The sequence below is a fragment of the Desulfuromonas carbonis genome, assembly GCF_054658035.1.
The window spans coordinates 158508-173531 of record NZ_BAAHXR010000001.1; the positions used below are offsets into that span (position 1 = coordinate 158508).

General features: G+C 65.3%; 14 protein-coding genes. 9 read left to right on the top strand and 5 right to left on the bottom strand.

Annotated features, from left to right (window positions below):
* The first annotated feature begins 2 nt into the window (after positions 1-2).
* Genes ACYQ8E_RS00760 through ACYQ8E_RS00770 form a run of 3 tightly spaced genes read left to right on the top strand, consistent with a single transcriptional unit; the run spans position 3 to position 2488 of the window.
* Positions 3-953, top strand: a complete 951-nt coding sequence (locus tag ACYQ8E_RS00760; protein ID WP_157471817.1) for a putative Ig domain-containing protein — start codon at positions 3-5, stop codon at positions 951-953.
* Positions 954-957: 4 nt separating this feature from the next.
* Positions 958-1482 (top strand): pilus assembly FimT family protein, encoded by a 525-nt coding sequence (locus tag ACYQ8E_RS00765; protein WP_066726214.1) that lies wholly within the window; start codon positions 958-960, stop codon positions 1480-1482.
* Positions 1469-2488 (top strand): S1C family serine protease, encoded by a 1020-nt coding sequence (locus ACYQ8E_RS00770; RefSeq protein ID WP_066726209.1) that lies wholly within the window; start codon positions 1469-1471, stop codon positions 2486-2488. The genes ACYQ8E_RS00765 and ACYQ8E_RS00770 overlap by 14 nt, the downstream gene beginning before the upstream one ends.
* Positions 2489-2492: 4 nt before the next feature.
* Here ACYQ8E_RS00770 and ACYQ8E_RS00775 read toward each other — a convergent pair whose 3' ends face one another.
* Complete coding sequence (locus ACYQ8E_RS00775; RefSeq protein WP_197463745.1) at positions 2493-3857, bottom strand: sigma-54-dependent transcriptional regulator; 1365 nt, start codon at positions 3855-3857, stop codon at positions 2493-2495.
* A complete protein-coding gene (locus ACYQ8E_RS00780) occupies positions 3854-5371 on the bottom strand; it encodes a sensor histidine kinase (RefSeq protein ID WP_459859830.1) in 1518 nt (505 codons plus the stop codon). The genes ACYQ8E_RS00775 and ACYQ8E_RS00780 overlap by 4 nt, the downstream gene beginning before the upstream one ends.
* 208 nt (positions 5372-5579) lie before the next feature.
* On the opposite strand from ACYQ8E_RS00780, the gene ACYQ8E_RS00785 reads away from it, so the two are divergent.
* The 3 genes from ACYQ8E_RS00785 to ACYQ8E_RS00795 all read left to right on the top strand — a co-directional run bounded on the left by ACYQ8E_RS00785 (position 5580) and on the right by ACYQ8E_RS00795 (position 7691).
* Entirely contained in the window at positions 5580-5798 is a 219-nt protein-coding gene (locus tag ACYQ8E_RS00785; RefSeq protein ID WP_459859832.1) for a ferredoxin, read from the top strand.
* Between the two features lie 39 nt (positions 5799-5837).
* Positions 5838-7019, top strand: a complete 1182-nt coding sequence (locus ACYQ8E_RS00790) for an MFS transporter (RefSeq protein ID WP_459859834.1) — start codon at positions 5838-5840, stop codon at positions 7017-7019.
* 141 nt (positions 7020-7160) lie between these two features.
* Complete coding sequence (locus ACYQ8E_RS00795) at positions 7161-7691, top strand: hypothetical protein (RefSeq protein ID WP_459859836.1); 531 nt, start codon at positions 7161-7163, stop codon at positions 7689-7691.
* Here the strand turns inward: ACYQ8E_RS00795 and ACYQ8E_RS00800 are convergent.
* From ACYQ8E_RS00800 to ACYQ8E_RS00810, 3 genes are read right to left on the bottom strand one after another with little or no spacing between them, the layout of a single operon-like run.
* A complete protein-coding gene (locus tag ACYQ8E_RS00800) occupies positions 7675-10788 on the bottom strand; it encodes an efflux RND transporter permease subunit (protein WP_459859838.1) in 3114 nt (1037 codons plus the stop codon). The two genes, ACYQ8E_RS00795 and ACYQ8E_RS00800, sit on opposite strands and share 17 nt — an antisense overlap.
* A gap of 6 nt (positions 10789-10794) precedes the next feature.
* Entirely contained in the window at positions 10795-11862 is a 1068-nt protein-coding gene (locus tag ACYQ8E_RS00805; protein WP_066726192.1) for an efflux RND transporter periplasmic adaptor subunit, read from the bottom strand.
* Positions 11859-12500, bottom strand: a complete 642-nt coding sequence (locus ACYQ8E_RS00810; protein ID WP_459859840.1) for a TetR/AcrR family transcriptional regulator — start codon at positions 12498-12500, stop codon at positions 11859-11861. Before ACYQ8E_RS00810 ends, ACYQ8E_RS00805 begins: the two co-directional genes overlap by 4 nt.
* Before the next feature lie 118 nt (positions 12501-12618).
* Here ACYQ8E_RS00810 and ACYQ8E_RS00815 point away from each other — a divergent pair, with 118 nt between their 5' ends.
* The 3 genes from ACYQ8E_RS00815 (at position 12619) to ACYQ8E_RS00825 (ending at position 14968) form a co-directional block, all read left to right on the top strand.
* Entirely contained in the window at positions 12619-13167 is a 549-nt protein-coding gene (locus ACYQ8E_RS00815) for an HD domain-containing protein (RefSeq protein ID WP_066726189.1), read from the top strand.
* A 74-nt stretch (positions 13168-13241) separates the two neighbouring features.
* Positions 13242-13937: a DedA family protein gene (locus ACYQ8E_RS00820; RefSeq protein WP_066726187.1), complete on the top strand. Its 696-nt coding sequence runs from the start codon at positions 13242-13244 to the stop codon at positions 13935-13937.
* On the top strand, positions 13937-14968 hold the full coding sequence (locus ACYQ8E_RS00825; RefSeq protein WP_066726184.1) for an agmatine deiminase family protein: 1032 nt from the start codon (positions 13937-13939) through the stop codon (positions 14966-14968). Before ACYQ8E_RS00820 ends, ACYQ8E_RS00825 begins: the two co-directional genes overlap by 1 nt.
* Positions 14969-15024: the final 56 nt, after the last annotated feature.

Genomic DNA, 15024 nt, shown 5'->3' on the forward strand with positions numbered 1-15024 from the left:
CGTTGCGACTCTCATTGACCCTTGCGCTTCTGTCCGCCCTGTTGCTGGCCGCGGCCTGCGACCGGGGCGAACAGAAGCCTGCACCCGGGACCGGGGCGGAGAAATCCGCCCCGGTCAACAACCGTATGCTCGAACCGATCCCCGCCGCTACCGCGAACAATCAGGGGGGCGGGGAGCTCTCCATCCGGCTGATCCCGGAGCCATTGACCTCGGCCGACGGGGCGGAGGTGATGGTCAGCAATTGCCGCCAGGAGAGACGCTTTGCCTGGGAGGTCAATGGCCAGGAGGTTCCGGCAGCGACGGGACCACGCCTGGAGCGCGACTACTACCAGCGGGATGATGAAGTCGCGGTCCGGGTCGATTGCGGTCCGGCCAGGGCCAGCGTTTCCACCCGGGTCGTCAACGCCGCCCCGGTTATTTCCCGGCTCGGGTTCCAGGACCCGGTCATCATCGCCGGCAAGGAACTGGTCATCGTCCCTGAGACCAGCGATGTCGATGGTGACCCCGTCGAGGTCGAGTACCAGTGGCGGGTCGATGGCGAGGAGTTGCCGTGGGTGACCGGCCCGGTCCTGCCGGCCGAGTATCTCAAGCGGGATGCCCGCATCACCGTTACCGCCATCCCGAGCGACGGCAGGGACCAGGGGGAACCCTTTGTTGGTGGCAACCTCGTCGTCCCCAACGGCCCGCCCCACTTTACCTCAACCCCTCCCGCCGTGGTGCCGGACACCGGATTCCGCTACCAGGCCGAGGCCACGGACCCTGACAACGACCCGCTGACCTACCGTCTCGAAGAGGCCCCTCCGGGGATGCAGGTCGATGAAAAGACCGGCCTGATCGCCTGGGCCTTCCCGCCAGGGACCGCCGGTTCCTGGACCATCCGGGTTGTCGCCACAGACCCCGACGGCATGCAGGCCCGGCAGGAATTCTCCCTGACCCTGGCGAAACAGGAGTAAGCGCGTGGTAAGAACGGATAAAGGTTTTACTCTCATTGAGCTGATGGTCGTGGTCGCAGTACTTGGTGTGGTCGCGATCATCGCCATGCCCAACCTCAACAGCTGGCTGCGCAAATCCGACTACCGCGAAGCCGCTCAGGCGGCCCTCGGCGCCATGCACCGGGCGCGCGATCGGGCGATCAACGAGAACACCCCTTACCGGGTGGTCATCGACCTTCCCGGGCAGCGTTTTTCCCTCCAGAGCGGGAGTTACCCCGGACCGACCTGGCCCGCTCCTGGCGATGCCGAGTGGACCGATTTCACCCGTGCCGTCGTGGTGCGGGGAGGGGCTGCCTGCGACCTGACCGCTGAAACCATATACGATGTCAATTACTTTCCTAATGGCACCACCAAAGACGGCTTTTATGAAGGAACGGCCGACGAAGGACGAATCAATCTCTGTTTCTTTGCACCGGATGATCTGGTCACCCCACGTTTCCAGGTGGCGGTCGATTCCCCCATGACAGGACGGGCTTTTGTCAGGGATTAGCCCGCTCAGCTCCGTCCACCACCGAATCGGGCAAGGCGGTCTTTTTGCGGCTGCTTGCAGGTGGGCGCTCCTTCTTTACCTGCTTCTCCCCTCCGCAACGGCTGGTGCCAATCCGGCCAAGGTCTCTCTCGCCAGCCGCCTCGAAGCCGCCTCCCTGGAAATTCTGGTCGATGGTCACCTCGCCGGCAGCGGCTGGTTTGTCGCTTCCCAGGGGCTGGCGATCACCGCCGCCCACGTCGTCAGGGGAGGACGCCTGATCGAGGTTCGCTCCCCCGGCGGCGGTCGCCTCAGGGCGAAGCGCATTCGTGTCGATACTGGTCATGATCTCGCCCTGTTGCGGGTCGAACGGCGCGGTGGCCTCTTCCCGACTCTCGAACTGGCCTTGGCCCCTCCCACCAGTGGCACGCCGCTGGTCCTCTTCGGCACCGCCCTTTACCGCCACGGGCTACTCTTCCCGGGGAGTGTTGCCGGTGACCGGCTGACTTTCGAGTGGAACGTACAGAACCGCTGTTACACCGAAGCCCAGCCCGTCGCCGCCCAGGCGCCCAGGGGACTCTCCGGCGGCCCCTGGACCAACCTCGCAGGAGAGGTCGTCGGGGTACAGAGTTCTGTCATGTCGGGAACGGGGGGAATGAGCGGGATTGCCTTCATGAGCCCGGTGACGGCGGTCCAGGAGCTGCTGGATGGGCAGGCAACGGCGGCCACCCTCGGTGGCATTTATGCCGAGAGCTGGGAACCGTCCCGCCGGTCCGCGGAAAGCGGTGCGGCAGGGAGTACCGGAATCAGGGTCCTGGAAGTGTTGGGCGCTGGGCCCCTGGCCGAGGCCGGAGTCGAGCCGGGTGAATTGATCGTCACTCTGGACGGGAGACCGCTTGAATTGCGGGATGAGCTTCTCGGCCGGGTGCGCGGCAAGGCTCCGGGAGAGCCGGTGACCCTGGGCGTCGTCAATTCACATGGCGAACGCCGGCAGGTTGTGGTGACCCTGGCCGACTGTAATCGCCGTTAAGAATTCAGTCGAGACCGTATTCCTTGATCTTGTAAAGCAGGGCACGCAGGCTGATTTCAAGCAGCCGGGCAGCCTGGGTACGATTGCCACCGGTCTCTTGCAGGGCCTTGGTGATGTACTCGATCTCCAGGCGCCGCGCCGCCTTCTTCAGGGAAAAGTCCCCCTCCAGGGCGCGCGGATGACGCCGTGCCTCCTCCGGCAACGCCGCCACCACCAGCTCCCCGCGCGGACTGAAGATCATCGCCTTTTCCAGCACATTGCGCAGCTCACGGACATTCCCCGGCCAGGCATAGGCCGATAGCCTGGCGCTCGATTCCGCATCGAGGAGTGGCGCCTGCCGACCCTCCCGCAGCGCGATCTCTTCGAGGAAATGACGGGCCAGCAGCGGGATGTCGGCCGGGCGCTCGCGCAGGGGCGGCAACCCCAGTTCGACCACCGCCAGCCGGTAATAGAGGTCGCTGCGAAACCTGTTTTCGTCTATGGCGTCGCGCAGGTCAACGGCACTGGCCGCGACCACCCGGGTATCCACCGGTCGTGACTTGGTGGAACCGACCGGCCGGACTTCCCCCTCCTGCAGCACCCGCAGCAGTTTCGGCTGCAGGTCGAGGGGAAGTTCGGCGATCTCGTCGAGGAAGAGAGTACCGCCGCTGGCGGCGGCGAAAATCCCCTCCTTGGTGCGGTCGGCGCCGGTAAAGGCGCCCTTGACGTGACCGAAGAGTTCGCTCTCGAGAATGCCGGCGCCGATGGCGCTGCAATTGATGGCAAGGAACGGCCCTTGCCGCCGGGGGCTCTCACTGTGCAGGGCGCGTGCAATCAATTCCTTGCCGGTCCCGGTCTCACCGCTGATCAGTACCGGCGAGTCGCTGGCGGCGACCCGGCGCACCGTATCGAGGACCTTGCGCATCTGCGGGCTGGTGCAGACGATATCCTCGATGGAAAACTGCCCCTCGCGTTTGGCCAGGACTTCCTTGAGCTGGAGGTTCTCCCGCTTCAGGCGCAGGCGCTCTTCTGCCTTGCGCAGGGTGAGGGTCACCTCGTCGGGCTTGAAGGGCTTGGAAATATAGTCGTAGGCCCCGAGTTTCATGCATTCGATCGCCGTATCGACCGTGCCGTAGGCGCTCATCATGATAATGCAGAGGGCGATCCGCCGTTGCGCCACCTCGCGCAGGAAGGCACGCCCATCCATCTCGGGCATGCGGATGTCGCACAGGGCGAGCTCGAAGGGCTCCTGTTCAAGAAGTTCCAGCGCCTGACTTCCGCTCGCCGCTTCGCTGATCTGGAAATCCTCCTTCTCCAGCACCAGCCGCAACATGTGGCGCATCGCGGGCTCATCGTCAATGATCAACAGCTTCTTCATCGGGCCTGTCATGACGCCTCCGGCTCCATCGCTCGCAATTTCAGGACAAAACGGCTCCCCTGCCCCGGGGTCGACTCGACATCGATGGTCCCACCGGCCTCTTCGAGAATCCGGTGGCAAACCGCCAGTCCCAGGCCCCGCCCCTTGTCCGGCGCCTTGGTGGTGAAAAAAGGATCAAAAATCTTCGAGACCTCTTCCGCTGTCATACCACACCCCTGGTCGGCCACCGCCAGCCAGACCCAGCCGTCGCTGGTGCCGCCGCTGAGCTGAATCACCCCGCCGGGGGTTGACGCATCGACGGCGTTGAGGACCAGGTTGATCACCACCTGCAACAGTTTATGGGGGGCCGCGTGCACGGGGGGCAGCTGTTGCGGCAGAGCGCTGGTGTCGAGGGTGACATCACGCAGGGCGTGCTGCAGGGTAAGCCGCTCCAGCCCTCCCCTTGCCAGATCGGCGAGATCGACCGCTTCCAGAATGCCACCGGGCGGCGCCGCGTAATCGAGCAGGTCCCTGACCAGGCGATCGATGCGGCCGACTTCGCCGAGGGCATGTCCGAGGATCTCCCGCGACCGGCCGGAGCGCTCCTCCCCTTTGAGAATCTCCAGGTAACCGACGACGGCGCCGAGGGGATTGCCGATCTCGTGGGCCATGCCGGCGGCAAGGTGCCCCACCGAGGCCATCTTTTCCGAGCGGATCAGGTCATGGCGCGTCTGCGACAGGGCGGCGTTGCTCTCCTGCAGCAGGCGGTTGCGCTGTTCCAGGTCGTTGCGACTCTCCTGCAGCGCTGCCAGCATTTCATTGAAGGAGTCGGCCAGGGCGGCAATCTCTTCGGGTCCGGTCGCCTCCAGACGCTGATCAAGGTTGCCGGCGGCGGCCTGTCGGGTCGATTCCATCAGGCTGCGGACCGGTCGCACGACGTTGCGCTCGAGCAGGGAAAAGCCGAAAAGAACCAGGACCGTGCCGTAACAGAGGACGTAAAGCAGCACCAGCTGATGGGTCTTTACCAGCCGCTGCCGGATATCCTCCAGGGTGAACTGAACCTGCAGCGCCCCGATAAACTTCCCCGCCGCAAAGCCCCCCCCGGTCACGGTCACATCGACCGGCTCCCGGGAGTAAAAGGGGAGCAGCAGCCCCTGGTAGCGCACCCGGACCAGCGGCTCCCCCTCCAGGCGACTCAGCTGGAGATCGGCGCTCGTGCCAAGCGGGCTGCCGCCAGCACTGAAGGCCGCGACCTCCTGCAGACGGCTGTCGACAATCTGCCAGCTCACCAGGGCCGGGTCGACACCAAGCCGCCGCAACAAAGCCTCGGCGCTGACGAGCCGGGATGTCCCCGGGCCCGCGTAATCGGGGACAGAAGCGACACCGGTTGCCAGGCTCACCACCGATCGCGCGCGGGAGACCCGTTCGGCGAGGAGTTCCTTCTCGGTCATCTTCAGCAGCAGAAAACTGCCCAGCAGCAGCGCTGCACCGACCAGCAGAATGATATTGAGGATTATTTCGAGGCGCAGCCCGGTTTTCCGGCTCATCGGCGTTTGAACGTCCCCATGGTGCGAATTGTATTCGGCCTAGCGGGTTGCGGCAAAGATAGCACAGCCCGACCTCCCTGTGAAGTCGTGATAATCAAGAGAAGTCCACGACTTAGCACGCACGTGGCAAAACCTTGGCAAACGGTGGCAATTCGCGTCGGGAAGTGCTAGCATGGCGCGGTCAATTTTCTTCCCCGGAGGTGGTCCCATGGCCCGAATCCCCGTCGTCGACCAGGACAGCTGCATCAGCTGCGAAGTCTGCACCCACATCTGCCCCGAGGTCTTTCGCATGACCGGGGGAGAGGGGCACGAGCATACCCACGGTGAACACAAGTCGGAGGTTTACAATCCGACCGGCGCCCCCGAGGCGATCATCGAACAGGCGATGGATGCCTGCCCCGCCGCCTGCATCTACTGGCAGGACTGACAGCGGAAATCCGCGTGCTGCCATCTGCTGCCTGACCGCGTGAACTTTTCCCGCAACATCCGCCTCCTCTACCTCTTCTCGGCGTTGAAGATGGCCCTCTTTCCGATGGCCATCATCACCCTCTTCTGGAAAGACCGGATCGGCCTCTCCCTGGCCGAAATCCTGCTGCTGCAGGGCTGTTTCTCCCTCGCCACCCTGCTGCTCGAATACCCCTCCGGTTACCTCGCCGACCGTCTCGGCTACCGCTACACCCTGAGCCTCGCCGCCGCCATCGGCATCGCCGGCTGGAGTCTCTATACCGTGGCCGCCTCCTTTGCCGCGGTGCTGGCGGCGGAGCTGCTCCTCGGCTGCTCCTATGCCTTCATCAGCGGCTCCGACAGCGCGCTCCTCTTCGAAACCCTGCGGACGCAGCAGCGGGAGGAGGAGTATGCCCGTTTTGATGGCCGTATGACCGGCTGGGGCCAGGGGGGCGAGGCGTTCGCGGCTCTCTTTGCCGGGCTTCTCTACGCCTGGCAGCCCCTCAGCCCGTTCCTGCTGCAAATCGCTGTCTGGGGGATTGCGTGGCTGGTGACCCGGTCACTGCGGGAGCCGCCCTTCCAGGCTGCTGCCCCAGGGTCGTCCCATCTGGGGGCGGCGCTGCGCACCTGCCGCTATGCGCTCCTGGAAAACCGCCGTTTGCGCGCCACCCTCCTCTTTTCCATGGTCCTCGGCGTCGCTTCCTTCTACCCGGTCTGGCTGATCCAGCCCTTCATGCAGGAGTGCAACGTCCCCCTCGCCTGGTTCGGTCCGATCTGGGCGGCGGCCAACCTGACGGTTGCTCTCTTCTCCTTCGCCGGCCAGCGCTTTCATTTCCAGCTCGGTGAGCGCGGACTCTTCCTGCTCTACCTCGGACTGATTCTCGCCGGCTACCTCGGCCTCGGGCTGACCCACGCCCTCTGGTCCTTTGCCTGCTACTTCCTCCTCACTGCCATGCGCGGGCTCCAGGGTCCCCTGTTGCGCCACCACCTGCAACGGGACAGCACCCGGGAGAACCGGGCGAGTATCCTCTCCCTCAAGTCCCTCGGCTTTCGCCTCCTCTTTGTCGTCACCGGGCCGCCGATCGGCTGGCTCGCCGATCGTTATGGGCTCAGCTCCACCTTCCTGTTGGTCGGCCTGCTGCTGGTCCTGGCGCTGATTCCGCTCGGGGCCACCTTTTTAACCACCCGTCCGGCCGCCCCCTGAAACAAACAGCCCCGGGGGTGGCTTGCGCCGCCCCCCGGGGCTGAGTCAAAAGCGGTAGAAGTTGGCCACCGGGCACCGCCGGCGAAGCAGGCCGGCTTGTGCTATTATTACCCTGTTCTCATCCCCGGCGAGGAGCTCTGCATGAAACCCCTGCGCGGCCTTTTTCTGTTCCTGCTCACCTCGTTACTGCTGGCCGCAACCGGCTGCGGCCGACCGGCCAAGACTCCGGAAACGAAAGGCCGCATCGGCTACGAGATCGACGCGACCCTCGGTTTTGCCATTGAACACCCGCAGAGCTGGATACGCAGCGTCCAGCCCGACCGCAACCGGCAATTGCCGACGGTCAGCTGGAGCGCACCCGGCGCCAGTCCGACAGCCCGCCTGGACGTGACCTCCCTGGCAACCGGTGAAGCGATCGGTGGCTTCGACCGTCTTTTCGCCCTCTTCCGGGCCGCTCACCCCGACTTTACCCTGACGGCACGCGAACCGGTTGAGCTGGAGGCGCCGGCGGAGAAGATCTCCGGCGCGACCCCGGAGCGCTCCTTTGAGGTCGCTTTGATCACCGGCCGCAGCCGCGCCTTCATCCTCGCCTTTTCGGCACCGCAAGAGGAGTTTGCCGAACAGCGCAAGATTTTCCAGGGGATGCTCGATTCCTTCAGGATTCTCCCCTGACCAGGCGGCGCGCCGCCCGCCGGGCCCGGGCTCCTTCCAGCAGCGCATAGAGGACCGGCACCACCACCAGGGTCAGCAGCGTCGCCACCGCCAGGCCGAAGATAACAGCCACCGCCATCGGTCCCCACCACTGGGCCGACTCCCCGCCAATCTCCCAGCTGAAACTCTTGAAATCGAAGCTCACTCCGACGGCCATCGGCAACAGGCCGAGGATCGTCGTCACCGCCGTCAGCATCACCGGCCGGAAGCGTACCAGGCCGGCCCGCACCAGGGCGTCCTGCAACTCCAGCCCCTGGCCGCGCAGCTGGTTGATGTAGTCGATCAGGACGATGGCGTTGTTGACGACCACCCCGGCGAGGGAGATCACCCCGATCCCGGTCATGATGATGCCGAAAGGGGTCGCGGTGAGGAGCAGGCCGAGGAAGACTCCGGAGAGGGAGAGGACGACCGAGGTCATGACGATGAAGGTCTGGCCGAGGGAATTGAACTGGGTCACCAGGACCAGAACAATGAGGAAGAGGGCGGCAATAAATGCCTTGGCGAGAAAGGCCGAGGCCTTCTGCTGCTCTTCCTGCTCGCCGGAGAAGTTGATCTTGTAACCGGCGGGGAGGGCCAAGCCGGCGAGACGGGCCTGGACCTCCTGCAGCACCTCGTTGCTGTTGCGGCCGAAGGTGTTGGCGGTGAGGGTCACCACCCGCTTCTGGTCGAGGTGGCGGATCGAACCGAAGCCGGTGGCGAGTTCGATGCGGGCGACGCTGGAGAGGGGGACCGGACCGCCGCTGCGGGAGGGGACCAGCAGGTTTTCGATATCCGCCGTCCCCTGGCGGCGCGCGGCGGGGAGACGGGCGACGATGTCGTACTCATCCTTCCCCTCGCGGTAGACCCCGAGCTTGCTGCCGCTGATCGCCGCCTTGACCGTATTGGAAATGGCGGCGGTCGACAGGCCGAGGAGGGTCGCCTTCTCGCGATCGACCAGCACCCGGATCTCGGGCTTGGCCTTGGTCAGGTCATCCTTGAGATCGACCAGTCCCGGCACCTCCTCAATCAGCCCCTTGGCCTGGTCGGCCAGCAGGCCGAGGGTGACGATATCCTCGCCGCTGAGCTCAATGCTGACCGGCGCGCCGGTCGGGGGGCCTTCCTTCTGTTTTTCCACCTTGAGTTCGGCACCGGAGAGTTTCGCCACCTGGGCGCGAATGCGCCCCAACACCCGGTTGGAGTCCTCGCGGCGGGAAGCCCGCTCGACGAAGTTGAGTGAAATCTTGCTCTGGTTGGCCGGGCTGCTGCCGTCGCCGCCGGCCTCGGCGCTCGCCGAGACCCCGACCTCGGCGATGGAGAATTCGATATCCGGCTCGTTGCGAGTAACGGCTTCGACCGCCCGGGCCAGAGCGTCGGAGGTTTCGAGATTGGCCCCTTCCGGCGCCTGGATCTCGACGTAGGCGTTGTTCGGCTCGGTATCGGGAAAGAGTTCGACGCCATGCCCCATCAGGCCATAGACGCCGCTGATCGTCACCAGGAAGAAGAGGGCGACGAAAACAGTCAGGGCGCGGTGCGCGAGGGCAACTTCGAGGGTGCGTTGGTAGGCGCGCAACAGCCAGGGATCCACAGTCGGTCCCCCCTTGCTGCCCGGGCGCAGGGTCATGAAGTTGGCGCAGATCACCGGGTTGATCACCAGGGCGACGAAGAGCGAGGCGGTCAGGGTGATGATCAGGGTGATCGGCAGAAACTTCATGAACTCACCCATGATCCCCGGCCAGAAGATCATCGGCAGGAAGGCGCAGAGGGTGGTCAGGGTCGAGCTGATCACCGGCCAGCCGACCTCGCTCACCGCCATGCGCGCGGCGGCGGTGCGGTCGGCCCCCTCCTGCACGTGGCGGTAGATGTTCTCGACGATGACGATGGCGTTGTCGACCAGCATCCCCAGCGCCAGGATCAGGCTGAAGAGGACCACCATGTTGAGGGTGATGCCAAAGGCCTGCAGAACGACAAAGGAGAGTAGCATCGAGAAGGGGATCGCCAGGGCGACGAAGATCGAGTTCATCACGCCGAGGAAGAGGAAAATCACCGCCACTACCAGGATCAGCCCGGTGAGGATATTGTTCTCCAGCTCCGAGACCATGCGCCGGATGTCCTTCGACTGGTTCATGGTCACCGCCAGCTCGATCCCGGGGGGGAGCTGGTCGCGGGCGGCCGAGAGGAGGGCGAAGACCTGGTCGGCGACGGCGATGATATTCTCCCCGGTGCGCTTCTTCACCGCCAGGGTGACGCTCTGGTTGCCGTTGAGACGGGCGTAGCTCTGCCGGTCCTCGAAGGTGTCCCGGACCGTCGCCACATCCTTGAAGTAGATCGGCCTGCCGTCACGGGCCACCAGCACCAGGTTGTCGATGATGGCGGGATCGGTGAATTCGCCGGGGACGCGCAGCAGGTACTTGCCGCGGCCGATGTCGATGCTGCCGCCGGGGATGTTGACGTTCTCCTGGCTGATGGCGGCAAGGATCTCGGTAAAGGAGAGCTGGTAGGCGGCCATCCGTTCCGGATCGAATTCGACCCGGATCTGCCGTTCCCGCCCGCCGGTCAGGACGACGTCGAGGACCCCGGGGATCTCCTCGATGCGGTCCTGCAACTCTTCGCCGACCCCCTTGAGGACCGCCTCGTTGACGTCGCCGGAGACCGCCACCATCAGGATCGGGAACTCGCTGAAGTTGATCTCGAGGATCGAGGGATCGTTCTCCAGGTCGTCGGGGAGATCCCCCTTCGCCTGGTCGACCTTGTCCCGCACCCACTGCAGGGCGTTGTCGATGTCGACCTTCGGGTTGAACTCGATGGTGATCATCGACGACCCCTCGGCGGAGACCGAGCGGATCTTTTCGACATCCTTGAGCCCCTTGAGCTTGCGTTCGATGGGGCGGGTGATGAGGGTTTCGATATCGGCGGGCGCGACCCCTTCATAGGAGGTGACGACCAGCACGTAGGGGATGGTGATGTCCGGCGTCGACTCCCGGGGGAGGGTCAGGTAGCTGTAAAGTCCGGCGACGATCGCGAAGAACATCAGGGTGAAGACGGTACTGCGATGGCCGATGGCGGCGTTGGAGAGGAGCATGCTGGTCTACTCCTCGACAGCGACGACGGCGACCACGGCGCCGTCGGCAAGGAGCTGCTGGCCGCTGACGATCACCCGCTCGCCACCTTCCAAACCGGTGTCGATGACCGCCTGCTGGCCGACCACCGCCAGGATGGTCACCTCGCGGCGCCGGGCGATGCCCCCCTCTTCGACGAAGACCAGGCGCGTCGCCTCCCGTTCCAGCAGCGCGTAGAGCGGAACCGCCAGGACCTGGTCGAGGGTCCGGCGCAAAAAGGTGGCACGAACAATCATGCCCGGACGCCAGTCGCCGGCCGGGTTGGCGACTTCCACGGTGGTGCGATAGGTGCGGGTCGCCGGATCGGGGTTGTAGGCGATATGGCGAATCGTGCCGGAACGCGCCCCCGGCGCCGTGCCGTTCAACACCGCGGGCTGGACCGTCACCGTCTGGCCGACGCGGACAAAAGGGACATCCTTTTCCGGCAGGTCGATCTGAACCTTGAGCCGGTCAACCTGGACCACCCGCGCCACCGGTGTCCCCTCGGCCACGTACTCGCCCCGCTCCACCAGGCGCCGGTCAAGAATTCCCGGCACCGGGCAGCTGATCGAACTCTTCGCCAGGGCGACCTGGCTGCGCTGCAGGGCCGCAGCGGCGACGGCATAGGAGCTTGCCGCGGAGTCGAGCTCCTGCTGGCTGGCGAAGCCGTCGCCGTGCAGCTGCCGCACCCGGTCGAGCTGCTTGCCGAGCAGATCGCAATCGGCCCGGGCCTGGTCGAGATTGGCCTTGGCCGTCTCCGGGTCGATGCGCAGGATTTCGGCGCCGGCGGCGAGCCGTGCTCCCTCCTCCGGACCGGTCCAGCGCACCGCGCCGGCCAGCTCGGCGGCCAGAGTCAGGTCCTGCCAGGCTTCGAGACTCCCCGGCAGGGTGAAGGTCTCGGCCAGGTCACTCCTCTTGACCGTTGCGACCTTGACGTTGACGACCTTTTCCGGTGCCCTGGCGCTGGCGGCGACGGGTGCGGCGCCATCGTCGCGGCTGCAGCCGGCCAGGGTGAGCAGGACAAGGAGACAGCTCCCGATCAACAGGTGAGATTTCATGACAGGTCCTTTGCTGTTGCAAAACGGTCAGCCGGCCGCAGCCCGAGGCCGTTGAGGGTCTGGAGCAGGACGGTTCGCAGGGAATTCTCGACCTCGTCTTCACTGGTCAGGTAACCGGTATACCAGCCCGACAGGGCGACCAGATAGAGGGCGTAGAGGTGGGCAGCGGTCAGAAACGGATCGTAACCCGGGGCGATTTCGCCGCGGGCACACGCCGCAGCGAGGAGTTCACCGAGGGCGGCCAGGTAGCGGGCATCGAGATCCCGGGCTCGCCCGGATGCGGTCGCCGCCGGGAAGGCCATCTCCCGGACCAGGATGCGGCCGAATTCGCGATTTCTGGTGACATAGCGAAACTGGGCCAAAAAGAGGTTCAGCAGCCGGTCGACCAGGGGCGCAGCTGGGTCCCCCTCCTCGGCCAGGGAGCGAAAGATGAATTCGAGCTCGTCTTCGCAAAAAGCGAGGAAGATCTCCTCCTTGGTGCGGAAGTAGCCGTAAATCGTCCCCTTGCCGATGCCGGCGGTCCGGGCGAGGTCGCCGATGCTGGTGCGCTCGAAGCCGCGGGCGGCAAAGAGTTCCACTGCCGCCGCCAGGATCGCTTGCCGTGTCGATCGCTTCTTGGTCTCCCGCAACCCGCTCATGGGACTCCTTTCGGTTCAACAGGGCCGCATGATATAGTTGCCATGAAACGCCGTCAATAAATTTCCGACCGCGGTCGACTTTTTGGACACTGTTTTATTTCAACTACTTGGAGCTACATTGGATCCGATAAAACTGCTGGAGAAATTCTACCCGCCGGGAACCCTGGCCCACCGCGCGCTGTTGAGGCACAGTCAGCGGGTCGCCGCCCATGCCGTTACCGTAGCGCGCCACCTGGCCGCGACCGTTGCGGTCGATGTCCAATTCGTCGAGGAGGCGGCGCTCCTCCATGATATCGGCATCCTCCACACCGATGCCCCGGAGATCGGCTGCTTCGGCTCCCTCCCCTATCTCGCCCACGCCAGCATGGGGCGGGAAATGCTCGAAGCCGAAGGGCTGCCACGCCATGCCCTGGTCTGCGAGCGCCACGTCGGGGTCGGCCTGACCGCGGCGGAAATCATCGCCCTCAGGCTTCCGCTGCCGCCCCGGGAGATGCTGCCGCTGACCCTCGAAGAAGAGATCGTCGCCTACGCCGATCTCTTCTATTCCAAGAACCCCGTCGAGCAGGACCGCCCGCGGCCGGTCGCCGAGGTCCGCGCCAAGCTGGCCGGGTACGGGGCCGAAAAGGTCACCGTCTTCGATCGCTGGCACGCCCGCTTCACCGCCTGATCCGGCACCGGGAGAAGGGAAGGTTTCCTGGCAGCGGGGGGCCCGCCGGGCATTGCATCTGCTAGAATTGGGACATGGAAAACTGGCTGATCAACCTCTTCGACTGGCTCCCCGATGGCTGGCGCTACTGCCTGCTGCTGGGGCTGGTCGCCTTTTTCGAGTCGCTGCCGGCCGTCGGCCTGCTGGTCCCGGGGAGCACCCTGATCCTCTTTGCCGGCTTTCTCGCCCTGCACGGCAAGGGGGCGATTGCCGCGGTCATCGTCTGTTCCGCCATCGGCGCCATCCTCGGCGATCTTTGCAGCTACTGGCTCGGCGCCCGCTCCGGCGTCGCCCTGCTGCAGTCGCCGCTGCTGCGGCGCCGCCTGGAGCTGGTCCGCCAGGCCGAACTCTTCTTCTCCGCCCATGGCGGCAAAAGCGTCTTCTTTGCCCGCTTTGTCGGGCCGGTACGCGGCCTCGTCCCCTTCATCGCTGGCTGCACCCAGATGCGTCCCGGCCTGATGACCGGCTACGTTCTCATCAGCGGCGTCCTCTGGGGCCTGGCCTATCCCGGCCTCGGCTATCTCGCCGGGGCGAGCTGGCAGCGGGTTGAGCTCTGGAGCGGCCGGTTCAGCCTGCTCATTGGCCTGTTGCTGGCGGTGACGGTACTGGCCGTATGGGGGCGCCGGAAGCTGGCGAAAAGACGGGAGCGGGGCGGGAGGAAAGCGTTGCACGGCGGCAAAAATTCACCTAAGATGCCAGCTGCCGAACCACCAGCCAAGGACGACCGCTGATGAATCTACGCCTGCCGGCCGAATGGGAGGAGCAGGATGGTATCCTCCTCGCCTGGCCCCATCCTGACAGTGACTGGGCCCCCTGGCTCTTTGATGTGGAGCCGGTCTTTATCGCCATCGCCGCCGCCGCCAGCCGTTACTGCCAGGTCCTGATCGTGGCGCCGCAACCCGGGCTGATTCCTGCCCGCCTCGAGGATGCCGGGGCGCGCATGGAGCGGCTGCGCCTCGCCACCCTGCCGACCAACGACACCTGGGCCCGGGATTTCGGTCCGATCACCGTCCTGGCGGAGGGGAAACCGCTCCTTCTCGATTTCGGTTTCAATGGCTGGGGGCTAAAGTTCCCGGCCGACCGCGACAACCAGGTCACCCGCCGCCTTGCCGAAGCCGGCTATTTCGGCCAACTGGAGCGCCGGGTACCGGGGCTGGTCCTCGAGGGGGGGAGCATCGAAAGCGACGGCAATGGTCTGTTTCTGACCACTGCCGAATGTCTGCTCGGTCCCAACCGCAACCCGCACCTCGACCGGCAGGGGCTGGAAGGGGAGTTGCAACGCTGGCTCGGCGCCAGTCACATCCTCTGGCTCGAGAACGGCTACCTGGCCGGCGACGACACCGATTCCCATATCGACACCCTGGCCCGGCTCTGTCCGGACAACACCATCGTCTATGTCAGCTGCCCCGACCCCGAGGACGAACACCATGCCGCCCTCGGCCGCATGGCGATGGAGCTCCAGCACCTGCGCAACGCCGCCGGCGAACCGTTCCGCCTCCTCGCCCTCCCCTGGCCGCAACCGATCTACGATGCGGCCGGAAACCGGCTGCCGGCGACCTATGCCAACTTCCTGGTGCTCAACGGCGCGGTGCTGGTGCCGACCTACGCCGACCCGGCCGACGCGGTTGCCCTCGCCATCATCGGCCAGGCCTTTCCCGGGCGGGATGTCATCGGCATCGACTGCCGGCCGCTGCTGCTGCAGCACGGCTCGCTCCATTGCGTGACGATGCAGCTCCCGGCAGGGGTACTGGCGAAGGGATAAAGACCAGGATTGGACCTCTTGGTCCTATCGGTCCGATAGTCCTATTTCACGAGGTG

Coding starts and splice junctions, on each gene's coding strand:
- ACYQ8E_RS00780 (WP_459859830.1), bottom strand. CDS start 5,371: ATGAGCCGGAAAACCGGGCTGCGCCTCGAAATAATCCTCAATATCATT.
- ACYQ8E_RS00805 (WP_066726192.1), bottom strand. CDS start 11,862: ATGAAATCTCACCTGTTGATCGGGAGCTGTCTCCTTGTCCTGCTCACC.
- ACYQ8E_RS00785 (WP_459859832.1), top strand. CDS start 5,580: ATGGCCCGAATCCCCGTCGTCGACCAGGACAGCTGCATCAGCTGCGAA.
- ACYQ8E_RS00800 (WP_459859838.1), bottom strand. CDS start 10,788: ATGCTCCTCTCCAACGCCGCCATCGGCCATCGCAGTACCGTCTTCACC.
- ACYQ8E_RS00820 (WP_066726187.1), top strand. CDS start 13,242: ATGGAAAACTGGCTGATCAACCTCTTCGACTGGCTCCCCGATGGCTGG.
- ACYQ8E_RS00810 (WP_459859840.1), bottom strand. CDS start 12,500: ATGAGCGGGTTGCGGGAGACCAAGAAGCGATCGACACGGCAAGCGATC.
- ACYQ8E_RS00775 (WP_197463745.1), bottom strand. CDS start 3,857: ATGACAGGCCCGATGAAGAAGCTGTTGATCATTGACGATGAGCCCGCG.
- ACYQ8E_RS00825 (WP_066726184.1), top strand. CDS start 13,937: ATGAATCTACGCCTGCCGGCCGAATGGGAGGAGCAGGATGGTATCCTC.
- ACYQ8E_RS00795 (WP_459859836.1), top strand. CDS start 7,161: ATGAAACCCCTGCGCGGCCTTTTTCTGTTCCTGCTCACCTCGTTACTG.